The 24,470-nt window shown below is 34.7% G+C and carries 18 protein-coding genes; all 18 read left to right on the top strand.

The window, feature by feature from the left end:
• The first annotated feature begins 139 nt into the window (after positions 1–139).
• The 18 genes from GNE10_RS05860 to GNE10_RS05945 all read left to right on the top strand — a co-directional run bounded on the left by GNE10_RS05860 (position 140) and on the right by GNE10_RS05945 (position 24,370).
• Complete coding sequence (locus tag GNE10_RS05860; protein ID WP_185564065.1) at positions 140–2,017, top strand: hypothetical protein; 1,878 nt, start codon at positions 140–142, stop codon at positions 2,015–2,017.
• Positions 2,005–2,277, top strand: coding sequence for a hypothetical protein (locus GNE10_RS36480; RefSeq protein WP_397324935.1), 273 nt, complete (start codon positions 2,005–2,007; stop codon positions 2,275–2,277). Before GNE10_RS05860 ends, GNE10_RS36480 begins: the two co-directional genes overlap by 13 nt.
• Before the next feature lie 1,300 nt (positions 2,278–3,577).
• Complete coding sequence (locus GNE10_RS05870; RefSeq protein ID WP_185564066.1) at positions 3,578–5,230, top strand: cyclic peptide export ABC transporter; 1,653 nt, start codon at positions 3,578–3,580, stop codon at positions 5,228–5,230.
• Complete coding sequence (locus tag GNE10_RS05875; RefSeq protein WP_185564067.1) at positions 5,217–6,581, top strand: hypothetical protein; 1,365 nt, start codon at positions 5,217–5,219, stop codon at positions 6,579–6,581. The genes GNE10_RS05870 and GNE10_RS05875 overlap by 14 nt, the downstream gene beginning before the upstream one ends.
• Positions 6,582–6,775: 194 nt before the next feature.
• Entirely contained in the window at positions 6,776–7,663 is an 888-nt protein-coding gene (locus GNE10_RS05880) for an SDR family oxidoreductase (protein WP_073645620.1), read from the top strand.
• A 322-nt stretch (positions 7,664–7,985) separates the two neighbouring features.
• Positions 7,986–9,344: a hypothetical protein gene (locus GNE10_RS05885; RefSeq protein ID WP_185564068.1), complete on the top strand. Its 1,359-nt coding sequence runs from the start codon at positions 7,986–7,988 to the stop codon at positions 9,342–9,344.
• Positions 9,345–9,400: 56 nt separating this feature from the next.
• Entirely contained in the window at positions 9,401–10,339 is a 939-nt protein-coding gene (locus GNE10_RS05890; protein WP_185564069.1) for a bifunctional 2-polyprenyl-6-hydroxyphenol methylase/3-demethylubiquinol 3-O-methyltransferase UbiG, read from the top strand.
• 146 nt (positions 10,340–10,485) lie between these two features.
• Positions 10,486–11,376, top strand: a complete 891-nt coding sequence (locus tag GNE10_RS05895) for a hypothetical protein (protein WP_185564070.1) — start codon at positions 10,486–10,488, stop codon at positions 11,374–11,376.
• Positions 11,377–11,490: 114 nt separating this feature from the next.
• A complete protein-coding gene (locus tag GNE10_RS05900) occupies positions 11,491–12,192 on the top strand; it encodes an FkbM family methyltransferase (RefSeq protein WP_185564071.1) in 702 nt (233 codons plus the stop codon).
• 71 nt (positions 12,193–12,263) lie between these two features.
• Positions 12,264–12,869 (top strand): methyltransferase domain-containing protein, encoded by a 606-nt coding sequence (locus GNE10_RS05905; RefSeq protein ID WP_311774790.1) that lies wholly within the window; start codon positions 12,264–12,266, stop codon positions 12,867–12,869.
• A 274-nt stretch (positions 12,870–13,143) separates the two neighbouring features.
• Positions 13,144–14,640, top strand: a complete 1,497-nt coding sequence (locus tag GNE10_RS05910; RefSeq protein WP_311774791.1) for an MBOAT family O-acyltransferase — start codon at positions 13,144–13,146, stop codon at positions 14,638–14,640.
• Between the two features lie 7 nt (positions 14,641–14,647).
• Positions 14,648–15,682: a hypothetical protein gene (locus tag GNE10_RS05915; protein WP_185564074.1), complete on the top strand. Its 1,035-nt coding sequence runs from the start codon at positions 14,648–14,650 to the stop codon at positions 15,680–15,682.
• Positions 15,683–15,840: 158 nt separating this feature from the next.
• On the top strand, positions 15,841–16,194 hold the full coding sequence (locus GNE10_RS05920) for a multidrug efflux SMR transporter (RefSeq protein ID WP_099067538.1): 354 nt from the start codon (positions 15,841–15,843) through the stop codon (positions 16,192–16,194).
• Positions 16,195–16,752: 558 nt separating this feature from the next.
• The gene (locus GNE10_RS05925; RefSeq protein ID WP_221642743.1) at positions 16,753–18,705 is read left to right on the top strand and encodes a PAS domain S-box protein; all 1,953 of its coding nucleotides are present in this window, start codon (positions 16,753–16,755) and stop codon (positions 18,703–18,705) included.
• 19 nt (positions 18,706–18,724) lie between these two features.
• A complete protein-coding gene (locus GNE10_RS05930) occupies positions 18,725–20,239 on the top strand; it encodes an ATP-binding protein (RefSeq protein WP_185564076.1) in 1,515 nt (504 codons plus the stop codon).
• A 206-nt stretch (positions 20,240–20,445) separates the two neighbouring features.
• Entirely contained in the window at positions 20,446–21,609 is a 1,164-nt protein-coding gene (gene argJ / locus GNE10_RS05935) for a bifunctional glutamate N-acetyltransferase/amino-acid acetyltransferase ArgJ (protein ID WP_185564077.1), read from the top strand.
• Between the two features lie 603 nt (positions 21,610–22,212).
• Positions 22,213–23,415, top strand: coding sequence for an AAA family ATPase (locus tag GNE10_RS05940; RefSeq protein ID WP_185564078.1), 1,203 nt, complete (start codon positions 22,213–22,215; stop codon positions 23,413–23,415).
• Between the two features lie 145 nt (positions 23,416–23,560).
• Positions 23,561–24,370 (top strand): SDR family oxidoreductase, encoded by an 810-nt coding sequence (locus GNE10_RS05945; RefSeq protein WP_185564079.1) that lies wholly within the window; start codon positions 23,561–23,563, stop codon positions 24,368–24,370.
• Positions 24,371–24,470: the final 100 nt, after the last annotated feature.

Here is a 24,470-nt window from a genome sequence, read left to right on the forward strand (position 1 = left end):
TTTAAAAATATTACATAGTTAAATAACAAAAATTAATCATGAAGTATCTAACCGTCGATTACAAATTCTGTATTTATTTTTAAATTCTGCTTCAAAGACTGATAAAACAAAATGAAAAAAATGAGGAGATTATTCAACTATGAACGTATCAGAACTTGTAGCAAACCTAACACAACAGGGCGTTGATTTGTGGGTTGATAACGACAAATTAAAGATTCGCTCTCCAAAAGGAGTAATCACACCAGATATTCAGGAAAAAATAGTTACTTATAAAACAGAAATTGTAGCATTTTTGCAGGAAATGGATGTCGCTCTAGATTTAGAGTCTACTCCTTTACCTCAAGGATTAAATCTACAAACAATTGGCCGTTTAATTGGTGGATTTGCTCAGCAATCATCTGTGGAATATAAACCGCCAATTATCGATCCTAAAATTATGGCTCAAAAATTAACAGTTACATTTAAACCTTTACCCAACACTTACAAGAATCAAGAAATTTTGAAATTTCGCCAAGAATTGCAAGAACAATTAAAATATTATGGTGTGAAAATTTTATCTTGGGAAGAAGCGATCGCGGAATTTAATTATGACTTGATACTCCCAATAATTAATAAAAAACAAAACTTTAAATTCAAGGGAGTTAAATCAGAAGTTAATGCAATTATTGATGTCGAAATTCCTCCTTCTCTCGTCAGAAAATTAGGTATTATCTTAGCAGAAACCATCTATCAAATTTATTCTAGAGTTATATTAAATAATCGCAAAATTCCTGTAATTAAAATAGCTAGATTGAGCAGTTGGGCTGAAGATTATGCAGCGAAGTATGTTGATAATCCTAGTAAAACACAAGTAATTGTCATTACTAACATAGATCGTGACTTTATCAATCCCCTGATTCCATACAAAGAAAAAATTAATATTGGCTTAAACACCCTAATCAGAACATTTTCAGAAATTGTCATTGGAGTATCATCTGATAAGATTTCTATATTAAATATGAATCTTTCAGATTCTATTTTTAGAAGAAACGAAATCGCTAATTTTGTTTTAAAGTCGTTGATTCCTAAAGTTTTTGTACCAATTGCGCCGCTTTTATTAAGTCGATTTGAAGTAGAGCAGTATAATCCTCAAGAATCTATTTATGCTGCAAAATTAGTCAAATTAGGTCAAGAATTGGCATCAACAGATTTATTTCCTCCTGGTTTTAAGCTCGATAAAGTTATCAAACGAAAATCTCATAGAGATATAGTCAGTACCATTATAAATGGTAGAACGGGTGTTTCCTATGGCTTTGTTGCTTACGCTGAACCACCACAATATTTTGGAGAAATAGAAATCACAAAAAATGAGTGGGAAAATCTATTACCTGTTCCAGGGTTTAGCAGCCATGAAATTCGCCAAAATGACAAAGGTAGACGTTATGCCAAAATCAAAAAATTAGAAGAGTATGTATTTAGGCAGATACCCGATATTTGGCTAGTAAGTTCTCGCTCAGGCTCTAACAAAACAAACTTAAATATTGCTGATGATGCCATCAGAATTGGTTTGAAAGACAAGCTATATCTGCAATTACCTAAAGTAATTCGTTCCGAGCTAGTAGACATGAAACCTTCTTACGATATCTATGTTATGCTTGCTATCAGTCTTTCAGCTGCTTTGTATACACCAGAATTAATCAAAGATGGTGCGCCAATCGTTCATTTCCACGGCTATCCAGCATTAGATTGGTTTAAACCAAATGAACATTGCGTTGGTGTTGATAATCCTTCCGTTCCTTGCGGAACTTATGAATCTGGCGTATTCAATTTTTTGGGTATTTCTAGCTTGGTTAATCAACAACAAAGCAACATATCTTTAGTGAGTTTAATAGAACCAGATCATGGTGCAAATTTTATAGCTCATGATTTAGAATATTTAGTTCAAAGATTGAAAGATGGGTGTATACAAGGACAAATTGAACTAGGTGGAAAACATTTTGCTTCTCTCAAATCTAAAATAGGTGAATGCAGAATTTGACACTCGCCTGCCTAATACCAATTCACCAAAATCTTGAGACTTGTACGGGCGAACGGCTGTACCCTGCGGGAAGGCAGAGCCTACGCCCTGACGCTTGTATTTGTATCATTTATTTTGACACTACCAGTGCTGCTTACCATGTGGGTTATGACGATGCCTCGCACTTCAACCGGGAATACAAGCGGTTGTTTGGCGCACCAGCAATGCGCGATGTGGAGCGGTTGCAAGAAGCTGTTAGGGAGACTGCTAATTCAATATAAGCTTCTCAAGATGACTGACATCTTACCAAAAATCACTAAAACATTAGACTTCTTGCATAAGTCGGGAAAAGGTTTTGTGTTTTCCCTTTCCCCTTTAACCTTTCCCCTTTTTCCATCTCTTGCAAAAAGCACTTTTGCAAGAGGTGTATTGTAGAGACAGTTCTATATAGCACACCCTTGTTCTTGTATCCTAGATATCAATACGGTTCGGATAAGCAGTATGAACTTTTCTTGTGGTTTGGGAAAAGGTTAAGGGGTAAGGGATAAAGGATGTATTTGAAACCTTTCCCCTTTCCCCTTTTCCCTTTAACCGAACCGTATTGTCCTAGATATGCATCTTCATACAGAATTGGTATGACGGAGCTTTATTTTTCATTTTTTCCCTATAAATTTTAGTTTCTATTAGGAAATAAAGCCTCAAATCTAGATGGCATCAAGTTTTCATAATTTTACTCTTATTATTATTTTTCGAGACTAACAAAACAAAAATAAATTGTGTATCTTGCCCATTAGACTTATTGCAAAAGTCGGGAAAAGGGGAAGGGGAAAGTGAGAAAGTTTGCTATTTTCCCTTTCCCCTTTAACATGCATCCCTTGTTCTTTCTTTGACTTCTTATTTCCCCTGAACCTACCAGTATCAGGGGTTTATGGCTATGCGCCCCTAAGATTAATAACTGTATATTACGAGTTGCATATGAGTTGCGATTGAGTATCTCCCTGGGATAATATGCTTATACATCAGAAGTCTATAGCTTAATTAAGCAATTTAAATACTGTTTTAACAGTAATAATATGATTGTTGCCAGGGACTAGCTTTAGAAACTTCTGTTTTTATATGTCTGCAAAGTAATAACTCATTTTGAATTCATTCAAACATGAATTGATATTGCTTATAAGCTAATGCACGCTAAAAAAGCAAATTATTCATGGTTGCTGACTGTTGACCATTCCGCTCAGGGTCAAGGCTGAGCGCAGTCGAAGCTTTGACTGTGGACTATCAACGGTCAAAAGTAAACAGCTGTTGACGAATTAATGTGCAATTTTTACGTGGAACAGCTTACTAAAAATTTCTTGAATATAAAACTATGATTTGATTTGGTGAAAAAATTTGCTACACTCGCAAACCCTGATTCCCTACTTCCCACTCCCCAACTACGCTGTAGAATTTAAAAAATCAAAAATGATTCCTATAGCCGCAGTTGATTTTAAAATTTTCAGTATTAAGCAGACACAAGTTTTAAAGAATAAATAAACAACATGGCTCGGATAAAATCCTGTCCATTGTTAATTCACTACTATTATGAACCTCATCCGCCTACTATTACGTACTTCCTCTCTTCACCTCAGTCTGGCAATGTTAGCTGGCATTCTAAGCGGTGGTACTGCTGCCGGTTTAATTGCCCTAATTAATACAACACTAAATCAAAATCAACCATCGAAAGCTATACTATTCTGGAGTTTTATTGCTCTGTGTTTACTACGGCTAATTGCTAATTTTATTTCTCAAATTTTATTAATTCAGGTTTCACAAAAAGCCATTCTCAATTTGCGGATTTTGTTAAGTCGTAGGATTTTAGCATCGCCTTTAAAGCAGTTAGAAAAAATTGGCATTCATGCTCTTTTAGCTGTTCTTGTTGAAGATATCCAGACAATCTCTAATACAATTATTATTATTCCTTTTTTATGTATTAATATTGCTATTTTAATTGCTTGCCTAATTTATTTGGGTTGGTTATCTCGACTTATTTTCCTTATAGGTATTAGCTTTATGTTCTTCGGAATATTTAGCTATTCATTACCAACAATGAAAGCCATGTCTTTTTTGAAACTGGCTCGCGAACAGGAAGATAAATTATTTAAGCATTTCCGCGCCATAACCCAAGGTACAAAGGAACTCAAACTACACCGCAGACGACGGCAAGCATTTTTTTCAGAAGATTTGCATAAGACTGCTCTATCATCTCGCCAGCATAATGTTATGGGTATGAGCATATTTGCTGCCGCTGCTAGTTGGGGACAAATTTTATTTTTTGTTGCCATTGGTTTGCTTTTATTCGCTATACCTGCAATTAACAAAATTCATCCTACAATTTTATCTGCATACGCTCTAACTATTATTTACTTGATATCTCCTCTGGAGTATATTATGAGCACAATGCCTAATATAACCAGAGCGGTAGTTGCTTTGAAAAAAGTAGAGTCTTTAGGTCTTTCATTGACAAACTCTGCACATGAGATTATTGATGATACTTTGTTGATATCCCATAAATGGAAACATTTAAAACTGGAAAATATTACTCATAGTTACTATCATGAACCAGAGGAAAACAGTTTTGTACTTGGGCCGATTAACTTGAAACTTCATCAAGGAGAAATTATTTTTATTTTAGGAGGTAATGGTAGTGGTAAATCTACTCTTGCTAAATTAATTACTGGGCTTTATATACCTGAAACAGGAAATATTTATCTAGATGGTAATCCCATTAATAACGAGAACATAGAATGGTATCGTCAGCAATTTTCGGTAGTATTTTCTGATTTTTATCTTTTCGATCGCTTTCTTGGTTTTGATAATCAAAATCTCGATTTCCAAACTCAAAAATATCTCGCTAAATTGCAACTTGACCACAAAGTTAAGGTCAAGAATGGCGTACTTTCCACTACAGAGCTTTCTCAAGGACAACGCAAACGCCTTGCTCTGCTTACTGCTTATCTTGAAGATCGTCCCATCTATATGTTTGATGAATGGGCATCAGATCAAGATCCTGTATTCAAAGAAATTTTTTACACTCAACTTCTCCCAGAGCTAAAGAATAGAGGAAAAACTGTACTGGTTATTAGTCACGATGACCAATATTTTTATCTAGCAGATCGAATTGTCAAGCTGGAATACGGTCAAGTAAAAACTGAACATTTAAATATTAGAAAGGAGCAAATTAATGTTTTTGAATAATGTCTTCAAACTATCTGATGAATTCAGAAAATTTTTACCAGAAGAAATTACATTACGAGAAAAACAAAATCGAACTTTGAATGCAGATGTCAAATCTGTTCTCTATTATCGAGATTGGATTCGGACTCAAACTAATCATACTTTTGACAATACCAGAATATTAGGCACAGTTGCAACTACTAAAGGAGCCGAAAATTATTTACCTTATACTATCCCTAAAATTATTCAACAAATTTCGGAAATAGGGATGATGGCTGATATAGTAATTGGTTTAAATAATGGCTTTGAATGTCCAGTTGTTATAGATGGTTTTAGTTTGCTACCAAATACCGAGATTATTCATTTATATACTGAAGAAAAGTTAGCCAATAATATTCCAGCATCAATATTTGATAATGTAATGTGCCAAGGAAAACCTTATTATTTAACTAACATTGACCCTCAGCAATGCAGACATAGAATATTTGTTGTACATCAAAAACAGGGGCAACACTCAGCAGGGAAAATCAGAGTTTTGGGAGATATTTATGGTTCATTACTACTCAAGAGTATTGAACATGCATGGATACCACCTGCCATTTTAGTGACTTTTGACGCTGAATCTCAGTTTTTAGTTGCCCACAATCATTCAGTTATAGATTTAGAATCTAATGGCTTAAAATTAATAGTAAATGAACTGCAAAATCAATCTAAAATTGATATTTTAGGTACCAGAAATAAGTTTGCTGTTTATCAAAAAGCAATATTAGATGGAATTGAAGTTTTAATGCCTGATTTTAGCGAGCAAGTGCCTCCTATCCAATGGTTTATGGATATTGCTCATGGTAGATTCAGCGGTTTTCAGTGTAAATGTGGAGGAGGCACATTTGGTAGAACTGATGTGATAGTGAGCTTATTAGTAGTGATTTCTAAAAATTATCCAGGTATTAGAGGAGAAGATACTCAACTTACCATCTTAGCTAAGTATGCAGGCTTTATAGACAACATATTTTTAGATGTCATTTCGACAAATAGAACTCCCAGTATGACGGATATGACAATAGAACAACCCCAAAAAAAAGCTTGGATAGAACAAATATATAGATGGTTCGTTTCTACTTATCCCTTAAATTTAGTTTATGGAAAACATAACATAAAAATGTTGGTAAATCATGGTTTTCCTTATTTTATTTTAACCCATCCAATTACATTTTGGAAACTGGTAATGGCAGATGAAAAAATTAATTTATATACGGTTATTACTAAAATAAAATTGATGATAATTGCATTTTTTATTTCTAAAAAAGTGCAAATAAATAGCCATAAAAAGTATGATGTTTTACAGGGTAGTGAAGCAAAAGCTTTTTGGTGAAAATATTTTTGCGTGATTGAAAATATGGTGCAGGCTGCGAATTATTTAATTTATATTATTCAGGCGTATAAATTAATTATAGCAAAGAATCTCTAGATAAATAGATAACAAAGTTTATCTAAAAAAGCTGTTATTTACAGCTTTATTTTCTCAAATAGTATGACAGCAACAGGATAAGATTTAAGGTGTTTATCATGACAAGTTTAGCAGGTAAAACAGTACTTTTGACAGGTGCATCGCGTGGTTTAGGAGTATACATTGCTCGCGCTCTAGCTAGAGAACATGCAACTGTAGTTTGTGTTTCTCGTTTGAAATCAGGACTAGATATAACATGCGCTCAAATCAAAGCTTTGGGTGGGAAAGGGATAAGTATTCCCTTTGATATTAAAAATGTCACAGAATTATCAACTCTCAAGCAGCACATTAATAAAATTGTTGGTTCAGTAGATATTATAATTAATAATGCTGGCATAGAAATTTACGGAGATTTTGTTGATTATTCTCTAGAGGATATCCAGTCAATATTAACAATTAATTTACTCGCTGCTGCTGAATTAACCCGTTTGTTTCTGCCAAGTATGTTGGAGCGGCGTACTGGTCACATTGTTAATATTGCTTCTCTAGCTGGCAAAAAGGGAGTCCCTTACAACAGCATTTATTCTGCGAGTAAAGCTGGTTTGATTATGTGGACTGATGCTATGCGACAAGAATTAGCTGCTACTGATACTAACATCTCAGTAATCTGTCCAGGATATATCTCTGAAACTGGTATGACTGTTAATAGTCGTGTATCTGTTCCTTGGTTAGCAGGTATATCTACACCAATAGATGTAGCAAATGCAGTAATTAGAGCTATCAAACAAAACAACTCAGAGATAATTGTCAATCAAAATCTACTAACAGCAAATATGACTAAACTAATGTTTGCTATTGGGCAATTTTGTCCAGAATTTGTAGATAAAGTTTATCAGTGGTTGGATATAGTTAAGCTGAACCGCAGGCGTGCAAATGCCAAAAATTTTGCCGCAGATCATATCACTGCGCCAGTTCATCATTATGAAATACGTCACAAAAAGAGTTAAATCCTGTTAAGAATTTGCTTTCAGGTAGATGAAGAAATTTCTGGCAGTATTTAGATTCGTTTGTAGTTTCAGGCTAGCTCGATGTGTAATGGCGATCGCTTTGGCAATATATCAACGCATATAAGGTCAACTTGTAGATCGCTATTTACTGTGCAAAAACAATTAACATTTTGTTTTTAATGTCTGGTGGAATACCAATACTTGTATTTTTGACTTAAATAATACCGCGATCGCTACTATCTAAAATCACAGCGAATGTCACCTCGATTACTGTGTATGAAATTGCGTTGGCAAATAAGTTATATCTCAAAGGAGTAAAGCAATGTTTTTCACTAAACTATTACCATTACAACAATCCAGCAATTTTGTAGAAGAGAGAATTACATTACGAGAAAAACAAAACAGAACTTTAGAAGCAGATGTACAAGCTGTTTTGTCTTATAGAAATTGGATTCAGAGTAAAACTAATAATACTTTTGACAACACGAGAATATTAGGAATAGTTGCAACTACTAAAGGAGCCGAAAATTATTTACCCTATACCATCCCTAAAATCATTCAACAAATCTCACAAATGGGGATGATGGCTGATATAGTCATCGGGTTGAATAATGGTTTTGAATGTCCAACTGTTATCGATCAATTTTTGTTGTTACCAGATATCCAAGTCATTCATCTATATACTGGAGAAAAGTTGGCAAACAATATTCCAGCGCCAATATTTGACAATGTAATGTGCGAAGGTGAACCATATTATTTAAATAATATGGAGAAACATCATTGCAGACATCGAATATTTATTGTGCATCAAAAAGAAGGGAAACATTCAGCAGGTAAAATACGTATTTTAGGAGATATTTATGGTTCATTATTGCTTAAGAGTATAAAATATGGATGGATACCTCCTGCAATTTTGGTGACTTTTGATGCTGAATCTCTCTTTTTAGTCAATCAAAATTATTCAGTTATCGATCCAGAGTCTAACGGCTTAAAGTTAATAGTAAATCAACTACAAAATAACCCTAAAATAGATATTTTGGGTGCGAGAAATAAGTTTGCTATTTATCGAAAAAATATAGTGAATGGAACTGAAGTTTTACTTCCTAATTTTACTGAAGAAGTGCCTCCTATCCAATGGTTTCTAGATATTGTTCATGGCAGATTTAGCGGCTATCAGTGTAAATGGGGAGGAGGTACAGTTGGTAAAACTGACACAATAGTTAGTTTGTTAGCAGTAATCGCTGAAAGATATCCTGGAAGAGGTGAAGACGCTTTTCTTACTATCTTAGCTAAACATGCGGGGTTTGTAGACAGCATAGTTCTAGATGTTATTTCTACAAACAGAACGCCTAGTATTACAGATATGACAATGGATAAGCCACCAAAAAAAGCTTGGATAGAACAAGTATATAGATGGACAGCTTATCTTCAAGGATTGAAATTACTTTATGGAGAACATAATATTAAAACTATCATAAATCCCGGTTTTCCCTGGTTTACTGTGACAAAACCAATTGGATTTTTAACAAAAATCCTAGGTGATGAACAAATCAACTTCAATACAGTAATTAAAAAAATTAAAGCTTTGGCAATCGCTTTTATTGCATTTCAACAAATCACCAAAAAAAGTATAGAAAACCCTGATATTTTACAAGGCAATAAAGCAAAAGCATTTTGGTAAAACTAATTCGGTGGATAACAATAGTAATAATTTGCAACCTCCAGGAAATTAAAAATATGATCTTTTTTACTGACCAGCGTGTAAATCTTCCTTCTCCTCTTGTTAAACCACTTGATGATAACAATTGGATTATTAATTTGATTGCTGAAATTACTCATGAATCTGTTGAAACTGTTCGTCATAATCTAGAAGAAGAAGAAATTCATCTTGGTCGTAAACAAATCCGTGACTTTCATGAACAGGGTTTGTTACCACATGTCTGGAGCGAACAGATGAGCGAATTTTACAATAATACAGATGCATTTTTGTACAATTTGGTGGCGTGGAACCGTAATCACATTAAGCTACAAATGCGTGATTGGATTGGGAAGTATTTGAGCCGGGAAAAGAGTTCTCCTTTGGATATTCTCTGTTTAGGGGATGGGTTGGGCATTGATACTCTTTATTTGGCTCAAGCTGGACATCATGTTACTTATTATGATGTTCCAGGCTATACGGAAACATTTGCTCGTCGGCTCTTTAAAGACTCTGGCTTGGCAGTATCTATTGTTAATGATATTCAGACAATTTCTAAAGAAACTTATGATGTGGTTTTGTGCTTAGATGTGCTAGAACACGTTTCCGACCCACCCTCTTTTGTGGCTGAAATTGCTGGCTATTTGCGATTTGGAGGAAAAGCTATTATCCATGCCCCATTTTATTTAGTTAATGAGAATTATTTGACGCATTTGAAGTCAAATCAAAAGTATAGTGGCAGGTTGAATCTGTTTACCAAACAGGGGTTACATTTGGTTGATGGGCAACTTGGCTGGAACCCAATTGTACTGCGTAAAATTGACCAGAAAACGCAAATTCCCACAAGGTGGAATTTACATTTATGGAGTATTCAGTTAATAGGATTATATATTGCTATTAGCACTCGAATCTGGGGTAATCCATTTTTCTGGATTATTCCGAACAATAGATCTATGTTGAAAATAGGAAGTAAGAAGTAGGATAAAAAAATGGCGATCGCTCTTACAATATATAGACTTATATCGGATGCATCTGTAGCGATCGCTATTCATTATCAACCGGCTATCAATAATGTAATTCAGATACAAATATCATACAGCTTTCTGTAATCATACTAATCAAGGATATGAATTTAATCTATTTTCCTGAAGAACCGATTACAATTTTTACTGTGCCTAAAGCCTTTAAAGGACATATTGGTATTATTCAAGAGAACGCGATTAAGAGTTGGAAATTGCTTTCTCCTCAACCACAGATTATTTTGTTTGGTAACGACGAAGGTATCAAAGAAATTTCTCAAAAATTGGATGTAATTCACGTGCCAAATATTCAGTTAAATGAATATGGTACACCTTTGTTAGATGGTATATTTCGACAAGCTCATGAACTTGCTAAAGCTTCTATTCTGAGCTATGTAAATACTGACATCATTCTATTAAATGACTTCTTGGTAGCTGTTAAGCAATTGCAAACCACATCTCTCGATCGTTTTATCATGACTGGACAACGTACTGATGTAAATATTACAGAACTGCTGAACTTTGATCTACCTAATTGGGATACAGAACTTCGTCACTTTGCTTTAAAACAAGGGGCATTAGCATCAATTGTGTGTATGGATTATTTTGTATTTCCTAAGCCACTTTATGCCGAAATTCCATCTTTTGCTGTTGGAAGGGGTCATTGGGATCATTGGATGGTTTATTATGCTCGGAAATTAGGAATGCCGGTTGTTGATGCCACAGATGTGGTTACAGCCATACATCAGAATCATAACTATGCTCACTTATCAGGTGGTCGGGGTGTCGCTTACGTTAGAGGTGACGAAGCTAAACAAAATGCCAAGTTAGCCGGAGATGTGCATATGGCTAATGGATTTGTTGCAACTTGGAAGCTAACACCTTGGGGACTTAAAAAATCTAACTCATTATCTGCTATTTTCTCATTTCTGGTTGACATGCCTCGTTTTGTGAAGTTGGTAAAAGAGGTTAATTCTAAGCCTAAATCCAATGTATAAAACCTTAAACATGTTGTTTTGGACGCTGCGATCGCAGTTGAGCAATAATTACTACCTGTGACTATTTCCATCTCAATTGAATTCAATAATTAACTCTAAATACGGAGATAAGTTATGGAAGATACACAAATCAACCATTTGATAAATTGGCCAAAAGTAGTACTGAAAACGATAGGAATAAATTTTAAAAAAAATCCAGATTCATTTCTTAATAACGTTTCTGGTGTCATTCATGTTGGTGCTAATACAGGTCAGGAGAGAAAAATATATGCACAGCAAAAACTAGATGTCATTTGGATTGAACCCATACCTGAAATATTTGAAAAATTGAAAAATAATCTGAAAAGATACCCACGCCAGCAAGGATATCAATATTTAGTAACTGACAAGGAAAACGAAAATTATGAATTTAACATTGCTAACAATAATGGAGCATCTTCATCAATTTTTCATTTTAATCTTCATAAAGATATTTGGCCACAGGTTAATTATGAACGATCGATTATGCTTAAAAGTACGACATTGGTATCTTTAGTACATAAAGAAAATATAAATATAGACAAATATGATGCTCTTGTTATGGACACTCAAGGTTCTGAATTACTTGTTTTGAAAGGAGCAGAGTCTATTTTAGATAAATTTAAATACATTAAGACAGAAGTACCTGATTTTGAATCGTATGTTGGTTGTTGTCAACTCAAGGATATTGAGAATTTTCTGCTTAATCATGGGTTTAAAGAATACTCTAAGCATAATTTTGCTTCACGTAAAAACGGAGGAAATTACTACGACATAGTTTATGAAAAGGTGAATTAATAGCTAAATTATAGTCTAGTATTCAAAGGATTTGATGTATGAATATAAGCTTCTACAAGAATTTAATTCCAGTGTCTTTACGTGTCAAATACGCAAATATTAAAAGCAAATTTTTACCATTTAATTTACCATCAGTTGAAACTGGGGAAATCAATCTTCATTTAGGATGTGGTTTTGTGATACATCCTAAATTTATTAACGTTGATCTTTTAGCAGCACCTCATATTCACTATCAAATATCAATCGATAAACTATCTCCTTTTGAAGACAATAGTGTGAATCTAATATACGCTTCACACTGTTTGGAGCATTTTCCCCATGCTAAAGTTCCCAAAGTTTTATCTGAATGGTTTCGCGTGCTGAAAAAAGGTGGCATCCTACGTTTATCTATTCCTGATTTTGATTTATTGCTAAATATCTATAACAAAAATGGAAACAACATTGATACGATTTTAGGCATTCTAATGGGAGGTCAGGATTATGAGCATAATTTTCATATGACAACATTTACTAATTCCAGTGCAGAAAAGTTACTAAAAAAAACAGGATTTCAAGAAATTCGACAATGGCAACCAAATTCTTGTGAAATGACTACCTTTGATGATTATTCTGTATATCAACATTTTGTGCGCGGGAAATATTATCCTGTAAGTCTTAATATTGAAGCAGTAAAATGAGATATCTTATATCTTATTTTATTTGCGTTAATTATCGTCAACACTTAGTTTTGAGACAATTGATAGCACTCTTCAATTGTCTTAAGATTCATGATTTCAACATATAGGATTTTTATTTAATTTGTGAAATACAGGTAACTGGGCAGTTAATGAGATATTTTAATTTCTGACACTGCCCGTCTCAATATTTTTCATAAATGATTTAGAATTGCTGCAAATATAAATTTGAGTAATTAATATTCATATGCTATTCAACTCTTGTGAGTTTATTTTTGTGTTCTTACCTATAACAATCTTCGGATTTTATGGATTAGGTAGCTTTGGGCTTCGTCAAGTCGCAATTATTTGGCTAGTTTTAGCATCCTTTGTCTTTTATGGATACTGGAATTATAGCTCAATAATCCTCATTGTTTCATCAATGATTTTTAACTATAGAATGGGTATTTTTTTAGGAAATAAGTACCGAGACAATCCAGCAAAATCATATTCATTGGGTATTTATAATTTATTTTTATATCTAGGTATTGCTGTAAATTTAGCCATATTAGGCTACTATAAATATGCGAATTTTTTTATCGATAATTTTAATGTATTTACCGGGGCTGAATTGAATTTAAAAAATATAATACTTCCACTAGGTATTTCATTTTTTACTTTCCAGAAAATTGCCTATTTAGTTGATTCCTATAATGGAAAAACTCGAAATTATAGTTTTTTAGATTATTGTTTATTTGTCATATTTTTTCCTCAATTAATTGCAGGGCCAATTGTTCATCACTGGGAAATAGTACCACAATTTGCTAACCAAAAAGTTATCAAATTTAGTTATGAGAATCTTGCATTAGGATGGACTATTTTTTCTTTAGGATTATTTAAAAAGGTAATTATAGCAGATTGTGTATCTGCATATTCAACACCTATTTTTGTCGCAGCTGCATCTGGAACGGAACTTGATTCTTTTGAAGCTTGGCGTGGTGTCTTAGCGTATACATTCCAGTTATACTTTGATTTTTCAGGATACTCAGATATGGCAATTGGTATTTCCAGAATTTTTGGTATTATATTGCCAATTAACTTCGATTCTCCCTATAAAGCTAATAGTATTATTGATTTTTGGAGGCGTTGGCACATTACACTGTCGCGATTTCTTAAGGATTATCTATACATTCCTCTTGGAGGAAATCGCAAGGGAGAAACGAGGCGATATGTGAATCTTTTGATTACAATGCTGCTTGGAGGTTTATGGCATGGTGCGTCATGGACGTTTGTTATTTGGGGAGGACTGCATGGATGTTATTTAATCATAAATCATTTATATATATCCATGAAAAAATATTTATCTTGGCATAATAATAAACCATCTATTTTTGAAAGATTATTTTACCGAATACTTACTTTTTTATCTGTAGTTGTTGCCTGGGTATTTTTCCGTTCAGAGTCCCTTGATGGAGCAATAATTATTCTGCAATCAATGATGAAGTTTAATTTTACTAGTTTCTTTCACAATAACTTATCAAATTTAACTTCAAACATTGTTTTCTATGGATTTTGGTTGCCATTTTTATTGGTCATTGTCTGGTTTGCACCTAATACTCAACAGATACTTATGCAGTGTAAACCTACTTTATCAAGTGATGAAAGTAAAATTAGTCATGCATTTTTATGGAAACCTAACTTACTTTGGGCAACAAGCCTAGGATTGATATCTTTTATAGCTATATCAAAGGTATTAGAAGCTAAAGCATCAGAGTTTTTGTACTTTCAGTTTTAATTAAAATATGTCGTACACTAAAAAAGAAACATCGAATTTAGAATTGCAAATATCGAACTATTTAGAGCATCGAAAAAAGGCATATAAAACCTATTTAATCGTTATTTTTTTGTGGCTATTTTTAGGACTATCTACTCATCTACTTTTGGGTTTTTGCTTAGTAGGTCGTTATATTATAGGTACAGAAGACTGGATATCAGTTGCACAGAAACATAAAAAAAATAAAGCTTTATCAGTTCTAGGCAATAAAATATTGATTGTTGCTGGAAGTAATGCCCTTTTTGGTATTAGCGCAGAAACAATTTCTCAAGAAATAGGAATGCCTACAGTCAACTTAGCGATTCATGCAGGGCTTGATATTAAATATATACTTGATGATGCAAAAAAAACTATAGCAGAAGGAGACATTGTTTTGTTACCCCTAGAATATAGTGCATATATGTGGGATGGTGAAATTAGCAATACTTATCTTAAACACGTCTTATCAAACGATCCTGAATATTTTCATAGCTTAAGCATTGTTGAAAAATTCAATCATATTTTAAAAATATCTAATACAGATATTGTATTAAGTCTATTCATGAATAATCTTAGACAAGATATTTTTTCTGATTTACATAAAACCTTAAAAACTAAATGTTACACAGGATTGTCTTTTAATGGTTTTGGAGACGAACTTTGTAATATAGGTGGTAAGGCATTAGACACTTTACCTGTTCAATTTGATATAGGTGAAAACTACAAAATTGATAGTCATGGTATTATTGAAGATTTTCTTAATTGGTGCAAACACAAAAAAGTTAAAGTTTTAGCTCTTTATCCTGTTATGCAGCAAAAAGAGCAATATCACCAAAAGAAATATCAATTATTTTTTGACGATATCAAAAAATATTACCAACATCATAAAATTCCTTTACTTGGAGATCCTTATCAAGCTACTTTAGAGCATAATTTAATGTTTGACACTCACTATCATCCTAATGATATTGGTAGGAAAATAAGAACTCAACAAGTAATATATCTTATTAAACCCTACATTTAAAAATTCAATTTTGTGTGTAGTGGCGATCGCTCTTGCAATAAATCAATACATACTATCTTCAGTTGTACAAAAAAAGCCATCCCTATTCGAGTTCCACAAGCACTCAAAAAGACAGTTGATTATCGCTTATCAAGCAATTTTCTTAATCAGGATTATATATGAACTTTACTTTCAACGCATGGACTTTCGTTTTCGCTGCTAGTATCAATACTTGCATTGGGAATTTGTTATTGAAGCGATCGCGCCTTGAAGCCCCCGATCCTGGTTTAGTGTCATTACTATTGTCCCCTTGGTTTATCAGTGGACTGGTTTTTTACAGCATCAACGTAGTTCTATTTGGCAAAGCATTAGATAAACTAGCAGTTTCCACAGCTTACCCCGTCTTCGCTGGGTTGGGATTTGGCCTAATTGCTATTACTGGAAATTGGTTTTTTGGAGAACGCCTTGCCCTCAACCAATGCCTTGGACTAGGAATAATTTTGATGGGAATTATTATTATGTCACGTTCTTAATTCATCAATCTCAATTTGCCATCGTTGCATAGCCACAGAACCTCGACTTTTTCACAGAAGTCGGGGATTTTGTTTTTCATCAATAGTTGTTCATTGCTATATATAAATTTATTTCAGAAAATTTACGGTAACAATCACCAAAGCGATCGCGGTATTTTAATTTAAATAAATTATTAAATTTTTCAGTGACAAAATTTACAAAATATGCCTAAACCAGGATGCAGAAGCCCAAACCAACGTCGAAATGTACTTAATCTTAGCCCAAAATTTGTGCTTTATAGTACAGCATTGTTCTGACGAATGCTGAACATTTTCTCTTTTAGAATGTGAGAAGCCACACTCTAGTGGTCTGCCAACCCAAAAATGCGCTTGTGAGGGCTGCGAAAAAGGAAAGGTCTAAAGAGTAAGGGATTTAAAACCTTTCCCCTTTCCCCTTTCCCTTTAAAGAGCCAAGTTCACTTGGCGAACTAGTAGTTGGCATCTATGAAGCTAGGCAGAAAATCTCTTTTCTCACACTCTGGCTTCGATGAGGATTTGTGCAGTATATGGGTTTCAATCGTGGAATTTTTAAATAGTTTTTTCTCTGCTGACCAGTTTATTCCTCACGGACATTGCTACCTCTGGAAACCAGGACTTGTATGGTTGCATTTAATTTCAGATGTGCTAACTGCACTTGCTTATTATTCAATTCCAGTCATGTTAGTTTATTTTGTTCGCAAACGAAGAGATGTGCCTTTTGACTGGATATTCCTGATGTTTAGCACATTCATTGTTGCTTGCGGCACAACTCATTTAATGGATGTGTGGACGCTTTGGTATCCTACTTATTGGCTATCAGGGTTAATTAAAGCTGTTACCGCTTTTGTCTCAGTAGTTACCGCTTTAGAACTTGTACCATTAATACCCCAGGCATTAGCTCTACCGAGTCCTGCTCAACTAGAGACAGCCAACTGCCAACTAGCAAAGGAAATTGCTGAGCGCAAACGTACTGAGGAAATTTTAAGAGAAAACGAACAACGCTGGCAATTAGCTTTACGTGGTAATAATGATGGAATTTGGGACTGGAATCTTAAAACTAATGAAGTTTTTTTCTCGACTCGTTGGAAGGAAATGCTTGGTTACCAAGACCATGAAATTTCTAACCATTTAGATGAAATGTTAAAACGAGTTCATCCCGACGATGTCAATTGGGTAACACAAGCAGTTCAAGATCACTTTGCTAAGAAAACACCTTTTTACATTACCGAGCATCGAGTTTTATGTAAAGACGGTAGTTACAAATGGATTTTAAATCGAGGTCAAGGACTGTGGGATGAAAACGGCGATGTAGTCAGGATGGCAGGCTCCCATACTGATATAACTGAGCGCAAGCAAGCAGAGGAGGCACTCAGTAGCTTACTTAATCAATTAGAAAACATAGTTGAGGAACGCACAGCAGAATTAACTAGAATTAATCAATCATTACAGACAGAAATTACTCGGCGTCAACGAATAGAAGTAGCATTGCGGGAAAGCGAACAGCGATTCCGGTGTGCATTTCATCAGGCTGCTGTCGGCATTGCTCATGTGGCAATAAATGGAAGATGGTTATTAGTTAATCAAAGGCTTTGTGATATTCTTGGTTATACACTCGAAGAACTACAATTGCTAACTTTCCAAGATATTACTTATCCAGAGGATCTTGAAGCTGACCTAAAATATGTTGAGGATATTTTAGCAGATCGCATTCCCACTTTTTCAATGGAAAAGCGCTATTTCCGCAAAGATAATTCCATTGTTTGGGTTAACATCACTGTATCTTTAATGCGTGAATCTAACGCACAGCCAAAGTATTTTATTGCTGTCATCGAAGATATTAGCGATCGCAAGCATTCCCAAGAGCAAATTCGAGCATCACTTTTAGAAAAAGAGGTCTTATTAAAAGAAATTTATCATCGGGTAAAAAATAATCTACAGGTAATTTCCAGTTTGCTCAATTTGCAATCTGCGTATATCACAGATAAACAAGATTTGGCAATCTTCCAACAAAGTCAACAACGAATTGCATCAATAGCTCTGATTCACGAAAAATTGTATCAATCCCAAGATTTAGCAAGGATTAATTTTAGGGAATATACCCAAGATTTGGTGGCAAGTTTATTCACTGCATATGAAGTCAATGAAGATAATATAGCTGTAAACATCAATATTACTGAGGATGTTTTACTAGGTTTAGATACAGCTATTCCTTGTAGCTTAATTATTCACGAACTTGTATCTAATTCCTTAAAATATGCATTTCCCGCAAATACAAACGGTTCAATTTGTATTCAACTTTATCTCAGCGATGATAATAATTTGATTCTGAAAGTTAGCGATGACGGTGTTGGTTTACCTCCAGACTTTGATTTACAAAAAATAGCATCATTAGGTTTACAGTTAGTCGATGCTCTTACCTACCAGTTGGCCGGAACTATCAATATCACAGGTGAAAATGGAGTCCAATGCCAGTTGAAATTTCCCTTTATATAAAAAATAAAAAACCTTTAATATGACAAACGCCAAAATTTTAGTTGTAGAAGATGAAGCTATTGTTGCCAAAGATTTACAGTATCGATTAAAGAAATTTGGTTATCTGGTTCCTACCATAGCTTCTTCTGGAGAAGAAGCCATTAATAAAGCTGTGGAAATTTTACCGGATTTGGTGCTAATGGATATTAGGTTAAAAGGCAAAATGGACGGCATAGAAGCTGCTGAAGAAATCTCGAAAAAATTGGATATCCCAATAATTTATTTGACGGCTTATGCAGATGAAACCACATTACAAAGAGCGAAAATAACTGAGCCATTTGGTTATTTAATCAAGCCGTTTAAAGAAAAAGAATTGCAAACTAATATTGAGATCACTTTAGTGAAACACGGTTTAGAAAAACAACTAAAAGCAAATAAAAAATGGCTGGATGCACTTTTAAAAAGTATCAGCGATGGTGTGATTGCTAGCGATTTACAAGAATTGATAACTTTTATGAATCCTGTGGCTGAAAATTTGACTGGATGGAAACAGGAAGAGGCTTTTGGGAAAAGTTCATCAGAAGTATTTAATATTGCCAATGGAGAAACTCACCACCCAATTGAAAATCCCATTGTCAAAGTCCTTCAAGATGGTAGTATTGTCAATCTACCAACGGAAACGGTTTTGATTACCAGAGACGGCGCAGAAATACCAATTGATGATAGTGCTGCACCAATTAAAGATGACAAAGATAATATTACCGGTGCTGTGTTGATATTTCGAGATATTACTGAACGTAAACGGGCCATTGAAGCGCGACAAAAGCAAATAGAACAAGAACAACTTGTGAGTCAATTAGAAGAAATAAATCAACTCAAAAATGACTTCTTGAGTTTAGTTTCTCATGAGTTGCGATCGCCTCTGAGTAACATCAAAGTCATGATTCAAATGTTACAAAGTAATACTGATATTGATGAAACTCAACACTATCTACAATTAATGGATGCCGAGTGCGATCGCGAGCTAGAACTAATCAACGATTTACTAGACTTACAACGCCTAGAAAGCTCATCCTACTTCATAATTACACCAGATGCACTGTTGTTACAACAGTGGCTACCTTGGGTGATTGAGCCATTTCAAATCCGTATTCAAGAACATCAGCAAACTCTACAAATAAATCTTCCTGCTAATCTTCCCCCATTATTCTCAGACGGTACTAGTTTAGAACGAATCTTAGGTGAATTGCTCAATAATGCTTGTAAATATACACCTGCGGGCGGTGAAATTATCTTCAATGTACATCAAAATTCTTCACAAACACCCCCAAGAACTATTATTAGTATCAGTAACTCAACAGAAATTCCGGCAATAGAATTACCACGCATCTTTGAAAAATTCTATCGCCTTCCTCATGCAGATATCTGGAATCAAGGTGGCTCAGGATTAGGTCTACCCATAGTACAAAAGTTAGTGGAACAACTGCAAGGAACCATTGAAGTAGAAAGCAGCAATGGATGGACGACATTCACCCTAACCTTGCCTGATTTATAGTTTGTTAGCTTGTGTCAGTTCCAAAAACTGAGATAATTAGAACTCAGAATTGGTGAATTTAGGAATCAAAATCAGAAAGTCAGGTTTTTAAACCAACACTTTCTTAAAAATTTATGATGTTTGACGTTGATTATTCCGTAATTCAATTTACTGAATTCTGGCTTTTGAATTCACCAATTCTTTATTCTGATGATTAAATAGAAAAAATGTCATTAACTACATCTTCTACACCCCAAGGATTTAGTGCATTTATTACTAACTTGGGTATCCGAGATACAACAGATGATTTTGTTGTGATTAAATCAGCAGTTCCTTGTGTGGCTGATGGAGTTTTCACTCAAAGTCTGTTTGCTGGGCCGAGTGTTACTATTAGCCGCGATAATTTAAAGGATTCACAAGCACAAGCAATTGTTGTTATTTCTAAAAATGCAAATGTCGCTAATGGTGCTGTTGGTATTGCTGACGCTCAAGAAGTTTTACAATTAGTTGCAGCTGAAACTGGAATTGCTGCACATGATATTGTCATAGCTTCCACAGGTGTCATTGGTAGACGTTACCCCATTGAAAAAATCCGCGCTGGTTTATCAGGATTCGGGAAAAAATTGACTGCTGTTGATTTTGATGCCGCAGCCCGTGGTATTATGACCACCGATACAGTATCAAAATTAGCTACACGTCAAATCGGAAATGCGAATCTGGTGGGAATTGCCAAAGGCGTCGGTATGATTGAGCCGAATATGGCTACCCTCCTAACTTTCTTTTTTACTGATGCTGCTATTGAAGCAAATAGTCTGCGTTCGATTTTTCGTTCTACCATCGATAAAACATTTAATTGCTTGAGTGTAGACACTGACACTTCTACAAGCGACTCCGCCGTAATTTTAGCAAATGGTTTAGCAGGGGAAGTTCCACTAGAAGATTTTGCTAATGCTTTGCAAGAAGTTGCACATGAATTAGTTCTCAAAATTGCTAAAGATGCAGAAGGAGCTACTAAGATTATTGAGGTAACTGTGGATTCTGCAATTAACTATGCACAAGCGAAAAAAGTAGCTAAAGCAATTGTCAATTCACCATTAGTAAAAACCGCCATCTATGGCGCAGATCCCAACTGGGGAAGAGTTGCTATGGCTATCGGCAAATGTGAAACTGAACAAGAAATCAATTCCGAAAAGGTTGTTATCAGATTTGATAATGTGAGAGTTTATCCTGATACTTTAAGCCCAGAAAACCTTGAACAACTGCGGCAAATTATGTCCCAAGACAAAGTACATATTCATGTTAGCTTGAATATTGGCGAAGCTGCTGCAACTGTGTGGGGTTGCGATCTTTCAGAAGGTTACATAGAAATTAATGGCAAATACTCAACTTGAGTATAGCGGCTACTTAATATAATTACCTTCGATCTAATGCTTACAGGACTTACGCAAAATATCTCTCAAACTCTCATTTCTGTGTGAACTCTGTGCCTCTGTGGTAGCCTACGGCAAGCCGCTCCGCGTCTACGTTTTTCGGTGACTCGTGCGTAAGTCCTAGCTTATTTATATCGCAACATTGATGTGGTTGATTTAAATAACCTATCAATTTTCAAAGCCTATAAATATTAAGTAGTAGCCCCTAAATATTGCAATATATTTTATTGTGGGATGCGTGTCCTCACCCGTCCCGGCGGGCAGGATGCCCACCCCACAAGAATTTATTAATACACCATTTTAGCCTTGACACGCTAGTAGTAGCGTGACCGGGCTAAAGCCTTAAAGCACCGCTATACAAGATGCAATTGACATAAGTAATCTATTTGTATTATAGTATAATACAAATGATATGAGTTACATTAAAAAAACTTGCTAGCCAGTACAGTACGGTGAAAATAAACTTAACATTTGTACGCAATTAGTTGATATTACGAGAGAATTTTTGCAAAATCTCCTAGTTCAGCACAAAATAGCTCGATAACGCTACATAACTAGATAAATATGGATTTTGATTATTATAGAAGTAATGATGGCAGCCCTGTAAATAATACTCGTCAAAGCTTACTTGCTAGCGGTTGGCGGCCATTTCACCGAGAATTAGACTGGGGCTTTTTATGGCATTTAATATCTCATGATTCACGGGAATTAACTCAAAAAGGTTTGAATTTAGCAAGTAATTTTGCTGATATTTTAGGACGACATAATTATGCATGGTGGGCTAATTTACTCAATGTCGTATCTGATAATACGCGTTACGAAATTGAAAAATTTTGGAATTACATCACACCAGATCCTCAATCACCAGATCATCGCTACAAAGATGTTTTGAGTACGGAAACACCGATAGTTCAATTTGTCAGTCGCAGTAGCATTCCCATTGATTATGTTCTCAATCGATTGCAAGAAATTACTGTACTGCGTGTCTTACAATTGTTGGCTCGTCCTGATATTATTACCCAATATTACTCAGAAAGAGATTTTTACTTCCCTGTAGAAAAGTTTTTTAGTTGGGAACGCTTAGATGTCATCAATACTGTTTATGCCTATTGGTCTCAATATGACGTTTGGTTACAAATCGATCCTTACGATCGCGGACGACGCCAATATACTTTAATGGCAAGAAATTTAGCGCCATTAATTAACAAAGCAACTTACGACTTAGCAGTAATGCTAAGTGGATATCAAAGTCGTGTAGGCAAAGTCCACAGTCAATTTCCCATTCGCACATTTCCAGAAGATATCCAAAACTTTACCGATTCTGTACAGCAAACAATTCTCAATCAAAATCAGTTAGCAGTTGTTGTACATGGAGAACCAGGGACTGGAAAAACAGCTTGGACACAAGCAGTAGCAAAGGAAATTCTCGTACCTTTGGGTTTTGTAATTTTCATTTTAGATCATGATGCCATCACCAACTTTGTGCCACCTACTTACTTAGAGCGAATTTGTATAGTAATCAATGAAGCCGATAATTTAGCCCAAAATCGTGCATCTGAAGTAGCGCAATACAATAATAAAACTGAACACATTCTGAGTTTGCTAGATGGTACTTTATATCAGAGTATAATTGATGATTCTGGTATTCAAATGCAGCAACGATTAGTTGTTTTAATGACTTGCAACACCACTGAAAGATTAGATCCTGCCATGTTACGTAAAGGTAGGGTGGATTTAATGTATGAGTTTACGCAATTGTTTGTGTAAAGTCATTTTTTACATCTTTAGATCCCCGACTTCTTAAAGAAGTCGGGGATCTTGTTGATATAGATACATATTTTTATATTTGTGAATAATATACTGGCTTATATATTACTGTACTTCAATTAATTAACTCAAATTCAGCATTTTAATGAATACAACATCAAAAATTCAACACAAAAGAACTGCTTTGATTACTGGTGCAGCTAATGGAATCGGCTACCAATTTACCCAGATTTTTGCTCGCCATAATTATAATCTTGTATTAGTAGATAAAAACGAACAAAAACTGACTGAAATTGCAGAAGAATTGCCTAAAACATTTAATATTTTCGTCAAAACTTTTGCTAAGGATTTATCGATACCAACATCACCAGAAGAAATTTTTACAGAACTACAGCAAGCATCTATCAAAATTGATGTACTGATTAATAATGCTGGTTTTGGTACTTACGGAACATTTAGTGAAACAGACCTCACCACTGAACTAAAAATGTTACAGGTAAATATAGTGAGTTTGACTCATTTAACTAAATTATTCCTCAAAGATATGCTCGAACAGGATTATGGAAAAATATTAAACGTTGCCTCAGCTGCTGCTTTTCAACCGGGGCCTCTCATGGCAGTTTATTTCGCTACTAAAGCTTATGTATTATCATTTTCAGAAGCGATCGCTAATGAATTAGAAGGTACAGGTGTTAGCGTCACTGTTCTTTGTCCAGGGCCTACAGCCTCTCAATTTCAGCAAACAGCTGCAATGGAAGACTCAAAAATTGCCAGTGTTAACAGAATGATGAAGACAGAAACCGTTGCTAAGATTGGCTATCGCGGTTTAATGACAAACAAAACTGTTGTTATTCCTGGGATGAGAAATAAGATATTGACTCAAAGCGTCAGATTTACACCCAGAAATTTAGTTACAAAAGTTGTCAGAAGTATGCACGAACTTAAAAAATCTTGAAGAAGAATTCTGAATTCTGAATTCAGCAATCTTTCAGTGGGGGATTCAGACCCGCCACTGATTGTTCGCGTAGCGTCTCCCCTTGGGAGAAGACAACCAA

This window comes from Nostoc sp. 2RC (assembly GCF_014222165.1).
Classification (GTDB): Bacteria; Cyanobacteriota; Cyanobacteriia; order Cyanobacteriales; family Nostocaceae; genus Nostoc; species Nostoc linckia.

Bases quoted from the DNA above. Each gene is read 5' to 3' on its own strand.
- GNE10_RS05860 (WP_185564065.1), top strand. From the start codon at position 140: ATGAACGTATCAGAACTTGTAGCAAACCTAACACAACAGGGCGTTGAT.
- GNE10_RS36480 (WP_397324935.1), top strand. From the start codon at position 2,005: ATGCAGAATTTGACACTCGCCTGCCTAATACCAATTCACCAAAATCTT.
- GNE10_RS05870 (WP_185564066.1), top strand. From the start codon at position 3,578: ATGAACCTCATCCGCCTACTATTACGTACTTCCTCTCTTCACCTCAGT.
- GNE10_RS05875 (WP_185564067.1), top strand. From the start codon at position 5,217: ATGTTTTTGAATAATGTCTTCAAACTATCTGATGAATTCAGAAAATTT.
- GNE10_RS05880 (WP_073645620.1), top strand. From the start codon at position 6,776: ATGACAAGTTTAGCAGGTAAAACAGTACTTTTGACAGGTGCATCGCGT.
- GNE10_RS05885 (WP_185564068.1), top strand. From the start codon at position 7,986: ATGTTTTTCACTAAACTATTACCATTACAACAATCCAGCAATTTTGTA.
- GNE10_RS05890 (WP_185564069.1), top strand. From the start codon at position 9,401: ATGATCTTTTTTACTGACCAGCGTGTAAATCTTCCTTCTCCTCTTGTT.
- GNE10_RS05895 (WP_185564070.1), top strand. From the start codon at position 10,486: ATGAATTTAATCTATTTTCCTGAAGAACCGATTACAATTTTTACTGTG.
- GNE10_RS05900 (WP_185564071.1), top strand. From the start codon at position 11,491: ATGGAAGATACACAAATCAACCATTTGATAAATTGGCCAAAAGTAGTA.
- GNE10_RS05915 (WP_185564074.1), top strand. From the start codon at position 14,648: ATGTCGTACACTAAAAAAGAAACATCGAATTTAGAATTGCAAATATCG.
- GNE10_RS05920 (WP_099067538.1), top strand. From the start codon at position 15,841: ATGAACTTTACTTTCAACGCATGGACTTTCGTTTTCGCTGCTAGTATC.
- GNE10_RS05930 (WP_185564076.1), top strand. From the start codon at position 18,725: ATGACAAACGCCAAAATTTTAGTTGTAGAAGATGAAGCTATTGTTGCC.
- argJ (WP_185564077.1), top strand. From the start codon at position 20,446: ATGTCATTAACTACATCTTCTACACCCCAAGGATTTAGTGCATTTATT.
- GNE10_RS05940 (WP_185564078.1), top strand. From the start codon at position 22,213: ATGGATTTTGATTATTATAGAAGTAATGATGGCAGCCCTGTAAATAAT.
- GNE10_RS05945 (WP_185564079.1), top strand. From the start codon at position 23,561: ATGAATACAACATCAAAAATTCAACACAAAAGAACTGCTTTGATTACT.